At 73.0% G+C, this 19179-nt stretch carries 16 protein-coding genes and 2 tRNA genes; 13 read left to right on the forward strand and 5 right to left on the reverse strand.

The window, feature by feature from the left end; genetic code table 11:
• The first annotated feature begins 82 nt into the window (after nt 1-82).
• The 3 genes from AC5L3Z_RS02415 (at nt 83) to AC5L3Z_RS02425 (ending at nt 3117) form a co-directional block, all read left to right on the forward strand.
• Nucleotides 83-2278, forward strand: a complete 2196-nt coding sequence (locus AC5L3Z_RS02415; protein WP_494839113.1) for an ATP-dependent DNA helicase UvrD2 — start codon at nt 83-85, stop codon at nt 2276-2278.
• Nucleotides 2279-2370: 92 nt separating this feature from the next.
• A complete protein-coding gene (locus AC5L3Z_RS02420; RefSeq protein WP_494839115.1) occupies nt 2371-2619 on the forward strand; it encodes a hypothetical protein in 249 nt (82 codons plus the stop codon).
• A 132-nt stretch (nt 2620-2751) separates the two neighbouring features.
• Nucleotides 2752-3117, forward strand: a complete 366-nt coding sequence (locus tag AC5L3Z_RS02425; protein ID WP_494839117.1) for a WhiB family transcriptional regulator — start codon at nt 2752-2754, stop codon at nt 3115-3117.
• Nucleotides 3118-3423: 306 nt separating this feature from the next.
• Here AC5L3Z_RS02425 and AC5L3Z_RS02430 read toward each other — a convergent pair whose 3' ends face one another.
• The 3 genes from AC5L3Z_RS02430 to AC5L3Z_RS02440 form a co-directional block, all read right to left on the reverse strand.
• Entirely contained in the window at nt 3424-4755 is a 1332-nt protein-coding gene (locus AC5L3Z_RS02430; RefSeq protein ID WP_494839118.1) for an ABC1 kinase family protein, read from the reverse strand.
• Between the two features lie 115 nt (nt 4756-4870).
• Nucleotides 4871-5947, reverse strand: coding sequence for a hypothetical protein (locus AC5L3Z_RS02435; protein WP_494839120.1), 1077 nt, complete (start codon nt 5945-5947; stop codon nt 4871-4873).
• 203 nt (nt 5948-6150) lie between these two features.
• A complete protein-coding gene (locus AC5L3Z_RS02440) occupies nt 6151-6318 on the reverse strand; it encodes a DUF5679 domain-containing protein (RefSeq protein WP_200206664.1) in 168 nt (55 codons plus the stop codon).
• A 453-nt stretch (nt 6319-6771) separates the two neighbouring features.
• Here AC5L3Z_RS02440 and AC5L3Z_RS02445 point away from each other — a divergent pair, with 453 nt between their 5' ends.
• Complete coding sequence (locus AC5L3Z_RS02445) at nt 6772-7302, forward strand: M48 metallopeptidase family protein (RefSeq protein WP_334524475.1); 531 nt, start codon at nt 6772-6774, stop codon at nt 7300-7302.
• Nucleotides 7303-7491: 189 nt separating this feature from the next.
• Nucleotides 7492-8094, forward strand: coding sequence for a hypothetical protein (locus AC5L3Z_RS02450; RefSeq protein ID WP_494839122.1), 603 nt, complete (start codon nt 7492-7494; stop codon nt 8092-8094).
• A gap of 767 nt (nt 8095-8861) precedes the next feature.
• Here AC5L3Z_RS02450 and AC5L3Z_RS02455 read toward each other — a convergent pair.
• On the reverse strand, nt 8862-10163 hold the full coding sequence (locus AC5L3Z_RS02455) for a zinc-dependent metalloprotease (RefSeq protein ID WP_494839124.1): 1302 nt from the start codon (nt 10161-10163) through the stop codon (nt 8862-8864).
• Nucleotides 10164-10283: 120 nt separating this feature from the next.
• Here AC5L3Z_RS02455 and AC5L3Z_RS02460 point away from each other — a divergent pair, with 120 nt between their 5' ends.
• From AC5L3Z_RS02460 to AC5L3Z_RS02490, 7 genes are all read left to right on the forward strand, one after another.
• Nucleotides 10284-11297: a YlbL family protein gene (locus AC5L3Z_RS02460; RefSeq protein WP_494839126.1), complete on the forward strand. Its 1014-nt coding sequence runs from the start codon at nt 10284-10286 to the stop codon at nt 11295-11297.
• 140 nt (nt 11298-11437) lie between these two features.
• The gene (locus AC5L3Z_RS02465) at nt 11438-14407 is read left to right on the forward strand and encodes a UPF0182 family membrane protein (RefSeq protein WP_494839128.1); all 2970 of its coding nucleotides are present in this window, start codon (nt 11438-11440) and stop codon (nt 14405-14407) included.
• Between the two features lie 156 nt (nt 14408-14563).
• Nucleotides 14564-15073 carry a SigE family RNA polymerase sigma factor gene (locus AC5L3Z_RS02470; protein ID WP_494839130.1) on the forward strand — a complete coding sequence of 170 codons (510 nt, stop codon included), beginning with the start codon at nt 14564-14566 and terminating at the stop codon, nt 15071-15073.
• Complete coding sequence (locus AC5L3Z_RS02475; protein WP_494839131.1) at nt 15063-16010, forward strand: hypothetical protein; 948 nt, start codon at nt 15063-15065, stop codon at nt 16008-16010. Before AC5L3Z_RS02470 ends, AC5L3Z_RS02475 begins: the two co-directional genes overlap by 11 nt.
• A gap of 58 nt (nt 16011-16068) precedes the next feature.
• Nucleotides 16069-16145 (forward strand) — tRNA-Met (locus AC5L3Z_RS02480).
• 201 nt (nt 16146-16346) lie between these two features.
• A tRNA-Met gene (locus tag AC5L3Z_RS02485) sits at nt 16347-16420 on the forward strand.
• 127 nt (nt 16421-16547) lie between these two features.
• A complete protein-coding gene (locus AC5L3Z_RS02490; protein ID WP_494839132.1) occupies nt 16548-16796 on the forward strand; it encodes a hypothetical protein in 249 nt (82 codons plus the stop codon).
• 48 nt (nt 16797-16844) lie between these two features.
• Here AC5L3Z_RS02490 and AC5L3Z_RS02495 read toward each other — a convergent pair whose 3' ends face one another.
• Nucleotides 16845-18176 carry an ABC transporter substrate-binding protein gene (locus AC5L3Z_RS02495; RefSeq protein WP_494839134.1) on the reverse strand — a complete coding sequence of 444 codons (1332 nt, stop codon included), beginning with the start codon at nt 18174-18176 and terminating at the stop codon, nt 16845-16847.
• Between the two features lie 169 nt (nt 18177-18345).
• On the opposite strand from AC5L3Z_RS02495, the gene AC5L3Z_RS02500 reads away from it, so the two are divergent.
• A complete protein-coding gene (locus tag AC5L3Z_RS02500) occupies nt 18346-19179 on the forward strand; it encodes a phosphoribosylaminoimidazolesuccinocarboxamide synthase (protein ID WP_334524453.1) in 834 nt (277 codons plus the stop codon).

The raw sequence follows: 19179 nt of genomic DNA on the forward strand, positions 1-19179 counted from the left end.
CCTCCAAGGTTCGCTGCGCCCGCCTTCGTTCAGGTCAGGCTAACCGCTGCAACATCACCGGGAGCTGAGATGATTCCTCGCTGTGGTGGTTCACTCAGCGGCCGAGCTCGTGCTCGCCGGGCTGGATCCGGAGCAGCGGTCCGCGGTGACCGCCCCGGCCGGCCCGGTCTGCATCCTCGCCGGCGCCGGCACCGGCAAGACCCGCGCCGTGACCTCCCGGATCGCCCACCGCGCGCTGTCCGGGGAGATTTCCCCCCGGCACGTGCTGGCGGTCACCTTCACCGCCCGGGCCGCCGCCGAGATGCGGGCCCGACTCACCGCGCTCGGGGTGGCCGGCGTGCAGGCACGGACGTTCCATGCCGCGGCGCTGCGGCAGGTGCGCTACTTCGCGCCCCGGCTGCTGGCCGGCCGGGCCATGCCGGAGCTGCTGGACAGCAAGGTCCGGGTGGTCACCCTCGCCGCCGCCAAGGTCGGCCTGCGGACCGACCGGGCCGCCGCGCGGGACCTCGCCGGTGAGATCGAGTGGGCCAAGTCGTCGCTGGTCGAGCCGGGGGAGTACGTGGTCGCCGCGGCCAAGGCGCTGCGCGAGACGCCGCACGAGCCGGCGAAGGTGGCCGAGGTCTTCACCGCGTACGAGCGGCTCAAGCGCGCCAACGGGGTGATCGACTTCGAGGACATGCTGCGCGCCGCGGTCTGGGGCATCGAGGAGCACCGGGACGTCGCCGAGCAGGTCCGCGGCCAGTACCGGCACTTCGTCGTCGACGAGTACCAGGACGTCAACCCGTTGCAGCAGCGGCTGTTGGAGGCGTGGCTCGGCGGCCGGGACGACCTGACCGTGGTCGGTGACGCGAGCCAGACCATCTACTCGTTCACCGGGGCGACGTCGTCGTACCTGGTCGACTTCCCCCGCCGGTACCGGCACGCCACGGTGGTCCGGCTGGTCCGCGACTACCGCTCCACCCCGCAGGTGGTCGGCCTGGCCAACGCGGTGATCGCGCAGGCCCGCGGCGCCGAGGCCCGGCTGCGCCTGGAGCTGCACGGGCAGCGCCCACCGGGCCCCGAACCGGAGCTGCGGATCTTCACCGACGAGCCGGCCGAGGCCGCGGCGGTGGCGGCCCGCTGCCGGACCCTGGTCGACGGGGGCACCCCGGCGAAGCAGATCGCCGTGCTGTTCCGCACCAACGCGCAGTCCGAGGCGTACGAGAAGGCGCTGACCGAGGCCGGCGTGCCGTACGTGGTGCAGGGGGCGGAGCGGTTCTTCGAGCGGGTCGAGGTGCGCCAGGCGATGGTGGCGCTGCGGGCCGCGACCCGCTCGATCCCGGGGGAGACCCCGCTGCCGACCGCCGTGGTCGAGGCGCTCGCCGCGGTCGGCTGGGCCCCCGACGCCGCCCCGGCCGGCGGCGCGGCGCGCGAGCGCTGGGAGGCGCTCGCCGCGCTGGTCCAGCTCGCCGAGGAGTACGCGGTCACGCCGGAGGTGGTGCCGATCGGCGAGGCCGCCGCGGTGGAGCGCCCGGTCACCCTGGCCGACTTCAACGAGGAGCTGGCCCGCCGCGCCGCCCAGCAGCACGTGCCCACGGTCGACGGGGTGACCCTGGCGTCGCTGCACTCGGCCAAGGGGCTGGAGTGGGACGCGGTCTTCCTGGTCGGGCTCTCCGAGGGCACCCTGCCCACCACGTACGCCCGGACCCCGGAGCAGGTGGAGGAGGAGCGCCGGCTGCTCTACGTGGGGATCACCCGGGCCCGGGAGTGGCTCTGGCTGTCGTACGCGACGGCCCGCTCGCCGGGCGGTCGGGCCCGGCGGCCGTCGCGGTTCCTGCCCCAGCTGGACCGCTCCGGCGGCGGCGAGCGGGCCGGTGGCGCCGTGCCCAAGCGCGGCGTCGAGCGGCGGCGCACCCAGGTGGTCTCCTGCCGGATCTGCGGCGCGACCCTGCTCGCCGGCCCGGACCGCAAGCTCGGCCGCTGCCCGACCTGCCCCTCCGACATCGACGAGGGCCTGTACGAGCGGCTGCGCGACTGGCGGGCCCGGGTCGCCGGGGCGCAGAAGGTACCGGCCTATGTGGTCTTCACCGACGCCACCCTGACCGCGCTGGCCGAGCGGCGTCCGGGGCGACCCGAGGAGCTCGTGGCGATCGCCGGCATCGGCCCCCGCAAACTCGGCCTGTACGGCGAGGCGGTGCTGGCGCTGGTGGACGGCGCGGCGGTGGACGACATCGCCCCGGAAAAAACTTTCCAAATCTCGTCGTTAAATCGTTTGCCCTCGCCCCCGGGCGAGGAATAGCCTCAGGACACACCTTGGGAGCGGCGCCATTCCGGCTGCTCACAAGGGGAGACCGATGTCGGCACGAGTGAACGTGAGGGAGGTGGCACCCCGTGAAGATCTTCATGTATGAGCGTCCGGCGGCGATGCCAGCTGCCCACGCTCCGCTGTCGGCTGTCCGGGTGGCCCTTGCCGCCACGCGACCGTCGATTCCGCAGGTGCACCAGGTTCAGGCCGAGCTGAACCTTACCGTCGCGCCGACCGGAGTCGAGGGGACCAGTGGCTTCGCGGGCATGGGCATCGGTGTCGCCAAGAAGCGCACGGATGTCCGCGGCGTTCCACCTCGAGGGAGACCGGTCTGAGAATCAGACCACCGGCTCACCTCGAGGCCGCGGAACCCGTTCACCGGGATCCGCGGCCTCAGTTTTTTGTCCACGCCGAAGTACGTCGGAATGCGATCCACGTGATCGAAGTGAGAGAGAGGTGACCGGGAGATGAGTCTGGCGTTGGCCCCACTCGACGTGAGTGTCGAGGTGGAGGCGAACCTGCCCTGCCGGAAGTTCGACCCCGACCTGTGGTTCTCCGACTCGCCCGCCGAGCTCGAGCTGGCCAAGTCGCTCTGCGGGGACTGCCCGCTGCGCGTCGAGTGCCTCGCCGGCGCGGTGGAGCGGGCCGAGCCCTGGGGCGTCTGGGGCGGCGAGATCTTCGAGCGTGGCGCGGTCGTCCCGCGCAAGCGGCCCCGTGGCCGTCCGCGCAAGGAGGACCTCGCCCGCGACGCGGCGCTCCAGGTCGAGGCCGAGGCGCGACTGGTGGCCAGTGGTGTGGCCCCCTCGCGCAACACGGTCCGGCTGGCGGCCTGACAACTACCCGATCCGCACCATCCACGCCGGTGTCCCCACCGGCCACGAGAAAGCCGAAGAAGATGCTGCACCTGCCGAACGGAACCGAGATGCAACTACTCCACGAAGCGTTGTCCCGGGCTCGAATGCGCCGGCCTCAGGCCGGTCGTACCACCACGAGCACTGAGGCAACCCGTTCCGCCCGTACCGTCGCGATGAAGAGCCGGGGCCAGTCGGCCCGCGACCTGGGCGTTCTCTAGATCCCTACTGATCCGCGGGGGCGGTGACCGGACTCCGGTCACCGCCCCCGCGTCATACGTGGTGGGGTCAGGCCACCGGCGCGAAGCCGGGCAGCCAGCGCTCCAGGATCCCCCGGTACGGCGCCTTCGCTTCCAACTGGCAGAGCACCCCGATCGAGCCGAGCGTCACCCGGTGGATCATCAGGTACGACGGGGGCAGGTTGAGCTGCCGGCTGAGCTGGTAGGTCGGCGACTTCGGGCTGGCCAGGCGGGCCGCCTCGGACCGCAGCCAGGCCCGGCTGAACCGGAATTCCTCGGCGGCGATCGGTTCCAGCATCGGCCGCAGGAAGTCGAGCACCGCCTGGGCGTCGATCGGCTCGGTGGAGCTGACGAAGCCCTCCTCACGCAGGCCGTTCACCACCCTGTCCGCGTCACCGCGCAGCGCCAGCCCGGCGATCCGGCCGATCGGCTCCGGGGTGCCCTCCGGCATCCGGGCCACCGCACCGAAGTCGATCACGCCGAGTCGGCCGTCCGGCAGCAGCCGGAAGTTGCCGGGGTGCGGGTCGGCGTGCAGCAGGCCGGCCCGGGGCGGCGCCGACAGGTGCAGGGTGGCCATCAACCGGCCGGCGGTGTCGCGCTGCTCCTCGGTGCCCTCGCGGATGATGTCGGCGAGCGGTATGCCCTCGATCCACTCGGTGACCAGCACCCGGGGCGAGCTGGAGAGCACGGCCGGGATGAAGATCTCCGGGTCGTCGGCGTACGCGGCGGCGAAGGCCCGCTGCGACTCGGCCTCCAGCTCGTAGTCCAGCTCCTCGGTGACCCGCTCCCGCAGTTCGACCAGGAGCGGCTTGACGTCGAGACCCGGCTGGATGGCCCGGAACATGCCGCCCAGCCGGGAGAGCTGCTTGAGGTCGGCGATCAGGGCGTCGCCCGCCCCCGGGTACTGGATCTTGACGGCCGCGGTCCGCGCCTCGCCGGTCTCCGGATCCCGCCAGACCGCCTTGTGCACCTGCCCGATGCTCGCCGCGGCGGCCGGGGTGTCGTCGAACTCGACGAACCGGTCCCGCCAGTCCGGGCCGAGCTGTTCGGCCAGCACCCGGTGCACGGTCGCCGCGGGCAGCGGAGGTGCCGACTCCTGCAGCTTGGTCAACGCCTGCCGGTACGGCGCGGCGATCTCGTCCGGCAGCGCCGCCTCGAAGACCGACAGCGCCTGCCCGAACTTCATCGCACCGCCCTTGAGCTGCCCCAGCACGCTGAAGAGCTGCTCGGCGGTGCGCTGTTGTATCTCGGCGGAGATGACGTCGGAGGCGAGCCCGGTGACGCGCTTACCCATGCCGAGGACGGTCCGGCCGGCGAAGCCGAGCGGCAGAGCGGCGAGCTTGGCGGTCCGGGACACGGCCCGGCGCGGGATGTCGGTCACCCGGCCATTGTTACCGACTCCGACCCCCCGCTGCTGCCACCGGAAGGAAGGGGCCCCGGTCGACGCCCGGCGCGGGTGGCCCGGGGCGCGGTCGACGGTCGCCCGGCGCGGTCGCTCAGCGGCGCCGGCGGGAGCAGCCGCAGGACGGGTGCGGTGGCCACACCCGGCGCCGAAACCGGCCGGCCGCGCCGATCTCCACCGCACAGCCCACCGTCTCCGGCGTGGTCCCGTCGAGGTGGGCCAGCACCTCGCCGACCGCGTACCCGACCGCGGCGAGCAGGGTGGCCGTGCCGCAGGCCTGGTCGGTCGGCTCCGCCGCCAGCTGGGCGGCGAGCGTCGGCCAGCCCGGGTCCCGGTCGACCCGGTGCAGGTGCAGGCAGTACAGGCAGGGCCCGGCCGGCGGTCGGACCAGCGGCCCGATCACCGGCACCCCCTCCCGTAGGCCGAGCAGCAGGTGCGGCTGGCGACGCTGGGCGTACCCGGCGGCGAGGAGGGCGGCCGGGCGATCCGTGCCGAGGTGGACGACCAGCTCGACCCGGGCGCGGGGGAGCGGCCGGGTCTGCGTGCCGGGGGCGGTGCGGCCGATCGCCGCCCGGACGGCGGCGGCGAGCGGGCGCCCGACGTCGGCCGCCGCCAACCCGGTCCCGACCAGGTCACCGGGGCGGACCGGGCCGGTCAGATCGGGCACCACGTGACCCACCCCGGCCTGGGCGAGAGCGACCGCGACCGGGCCGCCGAGCCGCCCGGGACCGGTGACCACCACCCGGGCGGTCCGGCGCCGCCGCAGCACCTGGGCCGGGGTGCCCGGCAGCGTCGCGGAGGCGAGCGCGAGCGCCCCGGCCTCCGCGGCGAGCCGGATCCGCGCCGGCCCGGCCAGGTCGCGGGGGAGCAGCGTGTGCGCGGGTACGACCAGCCCGGCGGCGTGGAGCGTGTCGAGCAGCCCGCGTGCGTCGTCCGGCCCGATCTCCGCGCTCACCGCGTCGGCCAGGACGCGACGTTCACTGCGGCTGCCGTCGAGCAGGTCGAGCAGGCGGACGGCGCGTGGGTCGGCCACCTCCAGCAGGACGGCGCGCCCCGGGGCCAGGCCGAGTTGCAGGGTGTGCCGGTCCCGCCACAGCCGGCTGAGGCCGGGTAGCAGGGTCGGACGGGTCAGCGGGGTACGGGCGGCGAGGGCATCCGGCGGCGGGCTCATGTTGACGAATCGTGACCGCGCCGATGCTGTCCGTCGATCGTTGTCCACAGGTGCGCAGGCCCGTATCCAGGGTTGTCCACAGGAATCCGCGCGTTGTCCACAACCGGTGAGTAGGTGTGTCGGGGAGCCGACAGCTCGCCGGGTCCGGAAACGAGCGGGGGGAGGGTGGCCGTCGGCCACCCTCCCCCCGCGAACTCGTACCGTCAGACCTTGGCCTTGCCGAGGATGCGGTTCACTGTTGTGCCGCATACCGGACACTTGCCCTTGGCCATGTTCATCCCGGTCTTCGAGACCTCGATGTGCCCCTCGAAGTCCCGCTTCTCCTTGCACTTGACGCAGTAACCGTTGTAGGTCTGGGCCTGCTCGGCCACGGTAGCCTCCTCGTCTCGTCCGCCGGGACGTGTCGGCCCGGCGGGTCTCCCGGCGGCGGACCACCTCGGGCGCCCGCGCTGGGTCTTTCGTCGCGGCCACCCACGTGACCGCTGGTTGGCGGACCCTACCCAGCTCTGGGCGAATCCATGTCAGCTGTGCATCGACACTGTGAGGAAGTCGACGTCGAGAGTGTGCATGCCGAATTAGGTGGGATAAGTGAGTTTGCCGGGGACACGCCGGTTGAAGACGCTCGAAGGGCCTCGTTCGGGGCTGCGGTCACCACTTTCCGCTGATCACCTACCGTGGTGAGGTACGCCGCAGATTTTTTCGGGACTCTCCGCGCCCAACCATCACTTTCCGGGCGCGTGTCGACGTGTTGACTCTTGCGGACCCCTGGTCAGTACGCATTAGCTTTCCCTCGTGGCAGGAAACCACGGCTGCGCGGCCCACTGATGGCGGGGGTGCGGAAGCCGGTCGTCGAGGTACGGCGTAGTCAGCGTCGGCGACGCACGGTGTCCGCCTACCGCGACGGAGAGCGCGTCGTGGTGCTCATCCCCGACCAGTTCTCCCGCGCCGAGGAGAGCGAGTGGGTCGACCGGATGCTGGCCCGGCTGGCCGCCCGGGAAGGCCGGTTGGCCCGCTCCGACACCGAACTGCTCGACCGGGCGCTCCGCCTGATCAACCTCTACCTCTCCGACCACGGCAGCGACGCCCTGCCGGCCAGCGTCCGCTGGGTCACCAACCAGAACGGCCGCTGGGGTTCCTGCACCCCGGCCGACCGCACCATCCGGATCTCCCACCGCCTCCAGGACATGCCCGAGTGGGTGCTCGACTACGTCCTGCTGCACGAGCTGGCACACCTCATCGTGCCCAGCCACAACGCCTGCTTCTGGGCCCTGGTCAACCGGTACGCCAAGACCGAGCGGGCCCGCGGTTACCTGGAGGGCGTGGCCGCCGCCTCCGGCGTCCCCCTGCCCGACTGACCCTTCCTTCTCCACCCTCCGTCTCCACCCTCCGTCTCGGCACTCCGTCTTCGGCACTCCGTCTTCGGCCCCTCCGTCCTCCGTCCTCCGTCTTTCGTCGGGCGCGTCGGGCGCGTCGGGCTGTCCGGGCGTTCCCCGGCTCGCTGGGCGCGCCGGGCGGGGACGAGGTGGTCGCACTAGGGTCGGGGCGTGACCCGACGAGTGCTGGTGGCACTGCTCGCCCCGGTGGCCTGGTCGCCGCCGGGCATCGACCTGTCGGCCTGGCGCGCCGCACTGGCCGAGGACGTGGTGGACCTGCTCGCCACCCTGGCCGAGGTCGAGACCGCGGTCGCCGTGACCGCGGCGGACCGGCCGCTCGCCGAGGCGGTGGTCTGGCCCGGCACCGTGATCCACGAGGTTTCCGAACCCACCGTCAACGCCGTCCTGGCCACCCTGACCGACCACGACCAGGCGGCCGTCGTCGCCGCCGACGCGCCCGACGTGCCCGGGCTGACCCTGGGCAAGCTGCTCCGGCCGTTGACCAGCCGACCCGTCGCGGTCGCCCCGGTCGAGGGAGGCGGACCCGGACTGCTCGGCGTGGCGTCGCGGCTGCCCGTACCCGGATGGTTGCCGCCACTGGACCTGGACGCCGCGCTCCCCGCGGACGTCCGCCGGGCGGCGCCGGCCCCGGCCGACGTGGCGGTCACCGCCGGCTGGCGTCGACTACGCGGGCCCGCCGACCTGGCCGCCCTCAATCCCGCCGTGGAGGGCTGGGAAGCCACCCGAGCCCTGCTTTCCGGACGCGCGGCCTGAGCGCTCCGGCTCCCGCCTGGCCTGCCGTCACCGGCGCCCGTCCCCGCGTTGTGCCCGCCCCGCGTTGCGCCCGTCCCGCGTTGCGCCCGTCCCCGGGCTGCGCCGGTTGCCGGCCGCGGTTCCTCTGCTGCGCCGGTTCGCGCGCTGCGTCCGGTAAGCGCGGCTGCCGTTCGCGCCCTGCGTCCGGTTAGGGCGGCTTGCCGTTCCCGCGCTGCGCGGGTTCGCGCGGCTTGCCGTTCCCGTGCAGCGCCGGTTCGCGCGTTGCGTCTGTGCGAACTGTGCTCGCCTCCGCGCCACGGGGGATCCGGTCGGCTTGCCCTTTAGAGCTGATGACGTAAACGGTTCACCGTCCCGGACCCGGGTGATTCGTTTACGTCATCAGCTCTAAAGGACGACAGACAACCGGCACCCTCACCGCTGGGACAGCCCTCGGCAGCCGTTGCCGTCGCCGGCCCGCAGGCGGCGTCGTGCCCGCAGCCGCCACCGGTGCGGCCCAGAGACATCGCCGGAGCCCACATCGTCGGACGGAGGCCGCCGACATCGCCGGGTGGGCCGCCGGCATCGCCGGGTGGAGGCCGCCGGCATCGCCGGACGGCGGCTGCCGACATCGCCGGAGGGAGGCCGCGGAGATCGCTGGACGGGGGCCACAGGGATCGCCGGGCGGGGCTCGCAGCCGCCATCGGCGGGGCTGGTAGCCGTCATCGGCCGGGTCCACAACGCCACCGGCCGGGCCGTGGGTGTCCACGGTCCGGCCGGTGGCGTGCTCGTCAGGACTTGTCGGGGTCGTCCCCGGCGTCGTCCGGCCGCGGCTGCGAGCCGCCCGGGGCCTGCTCCTGCGGGCCGCCCGGTGCGGTGAAGTCGAAGCTGGCCAGCTCGTCGTCGAGGTCGAGCCGGGCGGTGGCGAAGGCCACCGGGTCGGCGAAGTCCTCGTCGGAGGGGAGCAGGTCGGGGTGACCCCAGACCGCGTCCCGGCCGGTGATGCCCCGGTGCTCGGTCAGCGCCGCCCAGAGCGCCGACGCCTCGCGCAGCCGGCGGGGCCGCAGCTCCAACCCGACCAGTGCGGCGAAGGTCTGCTCGGCCGGACCGCCGGCGGCCCGGCGCCGGCGGAAGGCCTCGCCGAGGCGGACCACGTTGGGCAGCCGCTCGCCGGCGGCGTTGTCCACCACGTGGCAGACCCAGCCCTCGACCAGCGCGAGCGCCGTCTCCAGCCGGGCCAGCGACGCCTTCTGCGCCGGGGTGTCCTCGGGGGTGAAGATGCCCTCCAGGGCGATCGCCTGCATCGACTCGGGATCGGTCGGGTCGACCCGACCCATCGCCTCCTCGATCGCCTCCCGGTTGACCCGGATGCCCGAGGCGTAGTTCTCCACCGCGGTCAGCACGTGCCCGCGCAGCCACGGAACGTGCTCGAAGAGGCGCTGGTGGGCGGCCTCGCGCAGGGCGACGTAGAGGCGTACCTCGTCCTCGGGCAGCTCCAGGCCCTGGCCGTACGTCCGGATGTTGGCCGGGACGAGGGCGGCGGTGCCGGCCGGGCCCAGCGGCAGGCCGATGTCACCGGCGGAGAGGACCTCCGCGGCGAGCTGGCCGAGCGCCTGGCCGAGCTGGCCGCCGAAGAGCGCCCCGCCGAGCGTGGCGACCATCGACTGCATCGGGCCGAGCTGGGCGCGGGCCTCCGGGGGCACCAGGTCGCCCATCGCGCCGACCATCCGGCTGGCCACCGGGTCGCAGAGCTTGCGCCAGACGTCCAGCGTCTTGTAGATCCACTCGTTCCGGTTCCAGGCCACGGAGGTGCGGATTCCGGTCGGCCAGGCCGACATCGGCTCCAGCCAGAGGTCGGCCAGGCGCAGCGCCTCCTCCACCGCGTGCCGCTCGTACGGCGACGGCATCGGATCGCCGGTGGCGGCGAGCTGGCTGGCGGCGACCTGCCGGGCCAGGTCCCAGTTGACCGGCCCGCTGCCCGGCGCGGAGAGCAGGTGCTGCAACTGCGACATGAACTGCTGCATCTGCGCGGGATCGTTGGGGTCTGGTGGTTGCCCACCCGGGAGCGCGAAACCGAACGGAATATCAGGCACGACGTCTACGGTACGCGCGCCGCGCCCCAGGTCGCGGCCGCTGGCGTTGCGCTGAGGGCGAAGTCCGCGTCGGCCCGCCGCTGGCCGCCGTCCCGGTCGTGGGTCGGTACGCTCTGCCGCATGAGACGTCGTGGCGTGACCGTCCTCCTCGGTGCTCTGCTCACCACCCTGTTGAGCATCGGCGTGCTCGGCGCTCCGATCCCGTACGTGGTGCTCGGCCCGGGCCCGACCGTCAACACGCTCGGCACCTCCGACGGCAAGGAGGTCATCCAGGTCACCGGTCGCGCGACGTCGACCTCCGCCGGACAGCTGCGGATGACCACGGTGGGTGTGCAACCCGAGGTGAAGTTGCGCGGCGCGATCGCGGGCTGGTTCTCCGCGGACGAGGCGGTGGTGCCGCGGGAGCTGGTCTACCCGCCCGGTGAGACCCAGGAGGAGGTGGAGAAGCGCAACGCCGAGGACTTCGAGAACTCGCAGTCCAGCGCCGAGACCGCCGCGCTGGTCGAGCTGGGGTACCCGGTCCAGGTGGTGGCGAAGGAGGTGGCCGCCGACGGCCCGGCCAACGGGGCGCTGAAGGCCGGCGACGTGATCACCGCGGTCGACGGGACCACGGTGACCACCGCCGCGAAGCTGGTCGAGCTGGTCCGGGCCAAGCCGGCCGGCACCGCCCTGAAGATCGGCTACACCCGCGACGGCGTGCCCGGCACGGCCACGGTCACCAGCCGGGAGCAGGACGGCAGGCCGCGCATCGGGCTGGTGCCCGAGCAGCGGCAGCCGCACCCGTTCACCCTGAAGATCGACCTGGGCAACATCGGCGGGCCGAGCGCCGGGCTGATGTTCGCCCTGGGCATCGTCGACAAGCTCGAACCGGCCGACCTGACCGGCGGGAAGATCATTGCCGGCACCGGCACCATCGACGACGAGGGACGGGTGGGCCCGATCGGCGGCATCGCCCAGAAGCTGGTCGGAGCGAAGGAGGCCGGGGCGAAGTTCTTCCTGGTGCCGGCGGACAACTGCGCGGAGGCGGTCCGCAATCCGCAGCCCGACCTGTCGCTGCTCCGGGTCGGATCGCTGGACGAGGCGCTCACCGCGCTGGAGACGCTGCGGGCCGGGGGCCAGCCCACCCGCTGCTGACCAGGGGCCGCTGCGGGAGGCACCCGGCGAATCCCCAGGCGATCGTGACGTGACCTTGACCCGACGTGTTCAGCAACACCCCGTACTCTGGGTGCCTGTCCGGAGCCGATCACATCGAGCGTGCGGAGCGAACAGTGGTCATGCGTAGCAGCCCCCTACCCAGGATGAGTCGACGCGGACGCGTCACCATCGGGGTGCTGGTCGGGGTGTTCGTCCTCTTCACCCTGCTGGGCTGGGGTGTCCAGGCATGGACGGACTGGCTGTGGTTCGACGAGGTCCGCTACACCCAGGTCTTCACCAGCGTGCTGGTCACCCGGCTGCTGCTCTTCCTCGCCGTCGGCCTCGGCATGGCCCTGTTCGTCGGCGGCAACCTGTGGCTGGCCTACCGGCTGCGGCCGACGCTGCGGCCGCACTCGCTGGAGCAGGCCACCCTGGATCGGTACCGGATGCTGCTCAGCCCCCGGGTCGGCACCTGGTTCTCGGTCACGGCGGCGGTGATCGGGCTCTTCGCCGGCCTCTCCGCGCAGACCCGCTGGGACCAGTGGCTGCTCTTCCGCAACGGCGGCGACTTCGGGGTCAAGGACCCGGAGTTCGGCGTCGACGTCGGCTTCTACGTCTTCCAGCTGCCCTTCTGGCGGTACCTGCTCGGCGTCGGCTTCACCGCGGTGGTGCTGGGCCTGATCGGCGCCCTGGCGGTGCACTACATCTTCGGCGGCGTCCGGTTGCAGGGCGTCGGCGACCGGATGACCAACGCCGCGCGGGCCCACCTCAGCACGCTGGTCGCGGTCTTCGTCCTGCTCAAGGCCGTCGCGTACGTGCTGGACCGGCGGGCCATGCTGCTGGAGTACAACGAGGGCGCCAAGCTGTACGGCGCCGGTTACGCCGACGTCAACGCGCTGCTGCCGGCCAAGGAGATCCTGGCCTACATCTCGGTCGTGGTGGCGATCGCGATCATCGTGTTCTCCAACGCGGTGATGCGGAACCTGGTCTGGCCGGGCATCTCGCTGGCCCTGCTCGGGGTCTCCGCGGTGGCGATCGGCGGCATCTACCCCTGGGCGGTGCAGACCTTCGAGGTCAAGCCGAGCGCGCGGGACAAGGAGGCGCCGTACATCTCCCGCAGCATCGAGGCGACCCGCGCCGCGTTCGGCCTGACCGGCACGAAGACCACCGGGTACGCGGCGAGCAACCTCACCCCACCGGCGAGCCTGGCCACGGACACCTCGGTGGTGCCCAACGTCCGGCTGCTCGACCCGCAGCTGGTCTCCGAGACGTACACCCAGCTCCAGCAGGTGCGGGGCTTCTACGACTTCGGGCCGAAGCTGGACATCGACCGGTACTCGGTGGCCAACAAGACCTCCGACTACGTGGTCGGCGTCCGCGAGGTCAACTACAACGAGCTGACCCAGAACAACTGGATCAACCGGCACACCGTCTTCACCCACGGGTACGGGCTGGTCGCGGCCCCCGCGAACCAGGTCGTCTGCGGCGGTCAGCCGTACTTCGTCTCCGGCTTCCTCGGCGAGAAGGCGCAGGAGGCGTGCTCCTCGCAGGCCGAGCAGATCCCGGCCAGCCAGCCGCGGATCTACTACGGCGAGCGGATGGAGGAGGACGACTACGCGATCGTCGGGCAGCGCGACAAGAGCCGCAACGCCGAGTTCGACCGTCCCTCCCCGACCACCGGCGGCGAGCAGTACTACACCTACACCGGTGAGGGCGGTGTGGAGATCGGCTCGTTCACCCGCCGGCTGCTCTACGCGATCAAGGAGCAGGAGTCGAACTTCCTGCTCTCCGAGGCGGTCAACGAGAACTCCCGGCTGCTGTACGTGCGCAACCCGCGGGACCGGGTGGAGAAGGTCGCGCCGTTCCTCACCCTCGACGGCGACCCGTACCCGGCGGTGGTGGGCGGCCGGATCCAGTGGATCATCGACGCCTACACCACGGCGGCGACCTACCCGTACGCCGAGCGGATCAACCTGCAGACCGAGACCACCGACGAGCTGACCAACCGGGGCACCTTCCAGCTGGCCCGGGAGAACGTCAACTACATGCGCAACTCGGTGAAGGCGACCGTCGACGCGTACGACGGCACGGTCCGGCTCTACGAGTTCGACGAGACCGACGCGGTGCTCAAGGCGTGGAACAAGGCGTTCGGCGGCGACCTGGTGCTGCCGAAGAGCGCCATCCCGGCCGAGCTGACCGAGCACTTCCGCTACCCGGCCGACATGTTCAAGGTGCAGCGCAACCTGCTGACCAAGTTCCACGTCACCAACCCCGGCGACTTCTACTCCGGCCAGGACTTCTGGCAGGTGCCGAACGTGCCGGACGCGCCGGACAGCGGGTCCAAGCAGCCGCCGTACTACCTGTTCACCCAGTTCCCGGGGCAGCAGTCGCCGCGGTTCCAGCTCACCTCGGCGGTCACCCCGAACGGGCGGCAGAACCTCGCCGCGCTGATCTCCGGGTCGTACGTCGACGGTCAGCCCCAGCTGGAGGTGCTGGAGCTGCCGGACCAGACCCGGATCTCCGGGCCGGTGCAGGTGCACCAGCAGATGACCAACAACGCCAACATCCGCCAGCAGCTCAACCTGCTCTCCTCGAACCAGGCGCAGGTGCAGTACGGCAACCTGCTGTCGCTGCCGTTCGCCGACGGGATGCTCTACGTGGAGCCGGTCTACGTCAAGAGCAACCAGCAGGACGCGTACCCGCTGCTGCAGAAGGTGCTCCTGTCGTACGGCGACGGTGGCTCCTACGTGGCGCTCGCCGACAACCTGACCGACGGCATCAAGCAGCTCGTCGACCAGGGCAAGCGTGCCGGCGCACCGGGCACCCCGCCGCCGCCCGGCGGCACCCCGCCGGCACCGCCGCCGCCCGGCAACAACAACCCGCCGCCGCTCACCGGTGAGCTAGCCTCCGCCGCGGAGCGGGTGCAGACGGCGATCGCCGAGGTCAAGGCCGCGCAGGCGTCCGGCGACTTCGAGCGGTACGGCCGGGCGCTGAAGGCGCTGGACGAGGCGATGGGCGCGTTCCAGCAGGCGCAGCGGGCCGCCACCCCGGGCGCCCCGGCGCCGAGCGGCAGCGCGTCGGCGTCCCCGGCACCCACGCCGAGCGGCTGACGCCGCAGGTTTCCCCGGCGGGGCCCGGGCCCGCGCGACCGACTTCGGTGCGCGGGTCGCGGGCCCTGTCGCATTTCGGACCAGATGACCGCAACCTGCCGGTGCGCTCCACCGTCTCCTCTTCAGGTGGCTGCGACAGGCAGGGGTGGTGCCGGTATGAGGGACGCGGCGAGTTTCGACGAGTTCTACCGGAGCACGTCGGCGCGGACGCTCCGCTACGGCCACGCGGTGGCGGGTGACCACGGCGAGGCCCAGGACCTCGTGCAGGAGGCGTACGCCCGCGCCTGGCGGCAGTGGGGCAGGCTGGCCACCCACCCCGCCCCGGAGGCCTGGCTGCGCCTGGTGGTCAGCCGACTGGCGACGGACCGGTTCCGCCGCCTGCGCGGCTGGCGGACGGCGATCAGCCGCACCGGCCCACCCGAGGACGTACGGCCACCCGGCGAGGACACCGTCCTGCTGGTCGGCGCGCTGCGGCAGCTGTCGGTGAACCAGCGGCAGGCGCTGGCCCTGCACTACCTGTTCGACATGTCGGTGGAGGAGATCGCCCGGGAGACCCGGGTGCCCACCGGCACCGTGAAGTCCTGGCTGTCCCGGGGCCGGTCGAGGCTGGCCGAGCTGCTGCCCGGGGTCCACGCCGAGGAGCTGGAGGTCAACGATGTCGCCTGAACTGACCAACTTCTACCGCTCGCTCGCCGACGACACGGACGGACGCGGCCTGGCCGCGCCGGAGCTGGTACGCCGGCGGGCCGACCGTCGGGCGTGGACCCGCGCCGCGACGGGGGCGTTGGCCGTGGCTGTCCTGGCCGGCGGAACCGCCGTCGGCGCCCAGCTCGTCCTCGCCGCCGACCGGGGTACCCCGGTGAACCCCCCGGGGGACGTCTCGCCCGCGCCGTCGGTGTCGTCCGCGCCGTCGTCGTCCCCCCCGGTGCCGAGGCCGTCCCCGTCGACGCCGTCCGCGCCGCCCAGCTCCCCGTCGCGGGCGGTGACCTCCGCCCCGGGGTCCGCGGGCGCCGCGCCGACCGCGCGGACCCCGACCTCCGTACCCGACCGGGCGTTCTTCGTCCTGGCCGCGGCGAACGACACCGGCATGACGCCGGCGTTCCTCGCCGGACCGGTGCTGCCGGAGCTCTGCGACGCCGACCCCGGCGCGTCCGGGATCGTCCAGCGCCGGGCCCGCACGCTGGCGTTCAAGCTGGCCGACACCCCGCCGGGGTACGTCCCGGACGGCTCCTACCGGCACAGCGTCACCATCTACCGGGCCGGGCGGGCTGGCGACGCGCTGGCCGAGCTGCGGCGCGCGGTGCGCGACTGCCCGACCCAGCCGGCGTCCGGCGGCGGGGAGGGGCTGACGTCGACCCAGCGGCTGCTGCCGGACGCCGGCTACGGCGACGAGTCGGTGCTGTTCGAGCTGCGTCGCCCCGCCGCGGACCACGAGGGCGCCCCGGCCGTCAAGGAGGTGGTCCGGCTGGTCCGCGCGGTGCGGGTCGGGGACGTGGTGACGGTCCTCTGGGAGCAGGGCTGGGAGGGGACGTCCAGCCCACGGTCCCAGGTCGACGCGGACAGCCGGCGTGCGGTGGCGGCGGTCCGGGACTGGTGGGAGTGAGGGACCCCGGGCCCGTTTTGCGGGCCCGGGGGTCCGTAGGCTACGGTTGTCCCAGCGACGCGGGGTGGAGCAGCTCGGTAGCTCGCTGGGCTCATAACCCAGAGGTCGCAGGTTCAAATCCTGTCCCCGCTACCACGACGGCACGGCCCCGAGGATCTGATCCTCGGGGCCGTTTCCGTTTGCCGGCTCCCGGGGCGTCTCAGCCGTCCGATCGGCGCGAACGGGCGTGCGGTTGACTCCCCGGCGTCGTTCGCAACGCCCCTGAGCTGCCCGAACGTCGGATCGGGGTACCCGCCTGATCTCGGTGGCGGTGGTGCGTTAAGCTTATGGAGCCGACGCGGGGTGGAGCAGCTCGGTAGCTCGCTGGGCTCATAACCCAGAGGTCGCAGGTTCAAATCCTGTCCCCGCTACTGCACGAGAGGCCCCGGAGTTCATCTCCGGGGCCTCTCGCCGTTTCCGGGCACCGCCGGTCAGGAAAAATGGACCTTTGGGGCGGTCCGACGTGCCAGGGTTGCCCGCCTCGGTCAGGATGAGGGCATGTCTTCTTGGAGCAAGTGGTCGGGCCGCCTGAGCGCGGTCCTGGGTGCGGTCGTGTTGTCGGTCTTCGTGCCGGTTGCGGCGTGGGCCTCCACGGGCCCGGGTGAGCTGGTGGTGGAGGCGGCGCGGCGGCGTGGGCGCGGCGGCGGTGGTCTCCTCGGCCTGCTCTGCTGCCTGGTGGTGGTGGTGGCGATCGTCCTGCTGGTCCTCCGGCTGTTGCGCAACCGCCGCAACCGTCCGCCGCGCTGATCCGACGCCGTGCCGTCCGTCCCCCGGGACGGTCGGCACGGCGGGCGCTCAGTTCGCCAGCACCGCCTGGGCCCGCGCCATGAACTTCGAGGTGGCGGCCCGGGCGCCCGACTTGCCGGACCGGATGCTCCGCGCCGCCTCGGCCAGCAGGGTCCGGACCTGGTCGTGCCCCTTCGGCGGCGGTGCCGGCGCCGTGCCGACCTGGTCGTTGAGCAACTGGGCGAGAGTGGCTACCCGCTTCTGGACCGGATCGTCGAGCGCCTCGACGACGGTCCGCCGCACGGGGAGCGACGGTGGCAGCCCACGTTCGGTGCCGAGGGTCTGTCCCGCCTCCACGGTGAGGGTGAGGAAGCTGATCACGTCGGCCACCACGTCCGGGTGCCGGGTGCCCCGGAAGCCCGCCCAGTACATCGAGGCCCGGTCCCACTGCGCGGCCGGCGGGCCGGGAAAACCGGCCAGGGCCAGTTCGTCGCGGCTGTTGCGCTGAAGCTCCGGAAGCTGATGCGACCAGGCGAACGAGGCGGCGGTGTGGCCGGTCACCACGAGTTGGCGGGCCGGGTCGCCGCGGTCCGCCCGGTCGACCAGGGCCGCCGCGGGGGTGGCCCGGTCGGCGCGGGCGCGCTGCCAGAGCTCGAACCAGTCGAGCAGGGCGATGGAGCTGAAACCGAGGTTGCGCCCCTGGTAGAAGTCACCGCCCTGGGCCCGCAGCCAGAGCCACATGGCCCGGTGGTCCCCGGACGCGTCCATGGTGCCGGCGACCCGGCCGCCGCTGACCCGGGTCACCCGGGCCGCCCACTCGAGGTATTCGGGCCAGGGCGTGCCGGTGGTGGGCGCGGGCAGTTCGAGCCGGTCCAGCAGGTCCTTGTTGTAGACCACGACGGGATGGGTCTGCGCGGCGGGGACGGCCCAGGTGCGGCCGTCCACCCGGCCGTAGTCGGCCAGCCCCGGCGGCAGGCCGCGCAGGTCGAGGCGGCCGTTCGCGGCGTACCCGCTGAGGTCGAGCGTGACGCCGCGCTGCGCGTACTCGGCCAGCATGCTGTCGTCGACCTGGAACAGGTCGGGCACGTTACCGCCGGTGGCCTGGGTGGCCAGCCGGTCGTAGTAGCCGTCGAGCCCCTGCCAGGTGACCCGGAAGGTGACCCGGGGGTTACGCCCCGAGTAGAGCCGGAGCGCCTTCTCGGTGGCCTCGGCCCGCCGGGTCCCACCCCACCAGAAGACCGAGAGCTCGACCGGCCCGTTCGCCCCGGGCGCGGCGGCGCCGTCGGTGCACCCGGTCAGTCCACCGGCGGCGAGCGCCGGCGCGGCCAGCAGCGCGCGGAGCAGCCGCCGCCGGGCGGGGTCGGCCGCGGACCGGAGCAGCGGTGGGCGGGCAACGGGCACGGGACGCTCCAGGAACGGGACGGGTGACGGCCGGACCATTCACGCAGGCTCCGCGCCCGGGTGTCAACGCCCACCGGCCGGCACCACCGCCGGGGTACGCGCCGGCGGGCGGCGGGACGCCCGGGTGGCCGGCACGGGCGTCTCCTCGCCGCGTGGTGTACTAGGCCGCGTGGAACTTCTGCACTCGGGCAAGGTACGGGACGTCTACGCCGACGGCGATGACCTGATCCTGGTCGCCTCCGACCGCATCTCCATCTACGACGTGGCGCTGCCGACGCCGATCCCGGACAAGGGTCGGCTGCTCACCGCCCTGTCGCTGTGGTGGTTCGACCAGCTCGCCGACCTGGTGCCGAACCACGTCGTCTCGGCCACCGACGTGCCGGCCGAGTTCGCCGGGCGGGCCATCCGGTGCCGCCGGCTCGACATGGTGCCGGTCGAGTGCGTCGCCCGGGGCTACCTGACCGGCGGCGGGCTGACGGAGTACCAGCGCACCGGCGCGGTCTCCGGCGTGCCGCTGCCCCGCGGCCTGGTCGAGGCGTCGATCCTGCCCGAGCCGATCTTCACCCCGTCGACCAAGGCGCCGGTGGGGGAGCACGACGAGCCGATCACCTACGCCGAGGTGGTGGACAAGGTCGGCGCGGAGACCGCCGAGCGGCTGCGGCAGATCACCCTCGACGTCTACCGGCGCGGCGCCGAGCTCGCCGCCGACCGGGGCATCCTGGTCGCCGACACCAAGATCGAGCTGGGCTGGGCGCCGGACGGCACGCTGATGCTCGGCGACGAGCTGCTCACCTCCGACTCGTCCCGGTTCTGGCCCGCCGAGTCGTACCAGCCGGGGCGCGCGCAGTTCTCCTACGACAAGCAGTTCGTCCGGGACTGGGCGACGGGCAGCGGCTGGAACAAGCAGGCCCCCGCGCCGGAGGTGCCGGCCGAGGTGGTCGAGGCCACCCGGGCCCGCTACGTCGACGTCTACGAGAAGCTGACCGGCAACCGCTGGGAGTAG

Source organism: Micromonospora sp. LZ37 (assembly GCF_059359015.1).

Bases quoted from the DNA above. Each gene is read 5' to 3' on its own strand.
- AC5L3Z_RS02465 (WP_494839128.1), top strand. From the start codon at position 11,438: ATGCGTAGCAGCCCCCTACCCAGGATGAGTCGACGCGGACGCGTCACC.
- AC5L3Z_RS02435 (WP_494839120.1), bottom strand. From the start codon at position 5,947: ATGAGCCCGCCGCCGGATGCCCTCGCCGCCCGTACCCCGCTGACCCGT.
- AC5L3Z_RS02460 (WP_494839126.1), top strand. From the start codon at position 10,284: ATGAGACGTCGTGGCGTGACCGTCCTCCTCGGTGCTCTGCTCACCACC.
- AC5L3Z_RS02425 (WP_494839117.1), top strand. From the start codon at position 2,752: ATGAGTCTGGCGTTGGCCCCACTCGACGTGAGTGTCGAGGTGGAGGCG.
- AC5L3Z_RS02490 (WP_494839132.1), top strand. From the start codon at position 16,548: ATGTCTTCTTGGAGCAAGTGGTCGGGCCGCCTGAGCGCGGTCCTGGGT.
- AC5L3Z_RS02475 (WP_494839131.1), top strand. From the start codon at position 15,063: ATGTCGCCTGAACTGACCAACTTCTACCGCTCGCTCGCCGACGACACG.
- AC5L3Z_RS02445 (WP_334524475.1), top strand. From the start codon at position 6,772: ATGGCGGGGGTGCGGAAGCCGGTCGTCGAGGTACGGCGTAGTCAGCGT.
- AC5L3Z_RS02470 (WP_494839130.1), top strand. From the start codon at position 14,564: ATGAGGGACGCGGCGAGTTTCGACGAGTTCTACCGGAGCACGTCGGCG.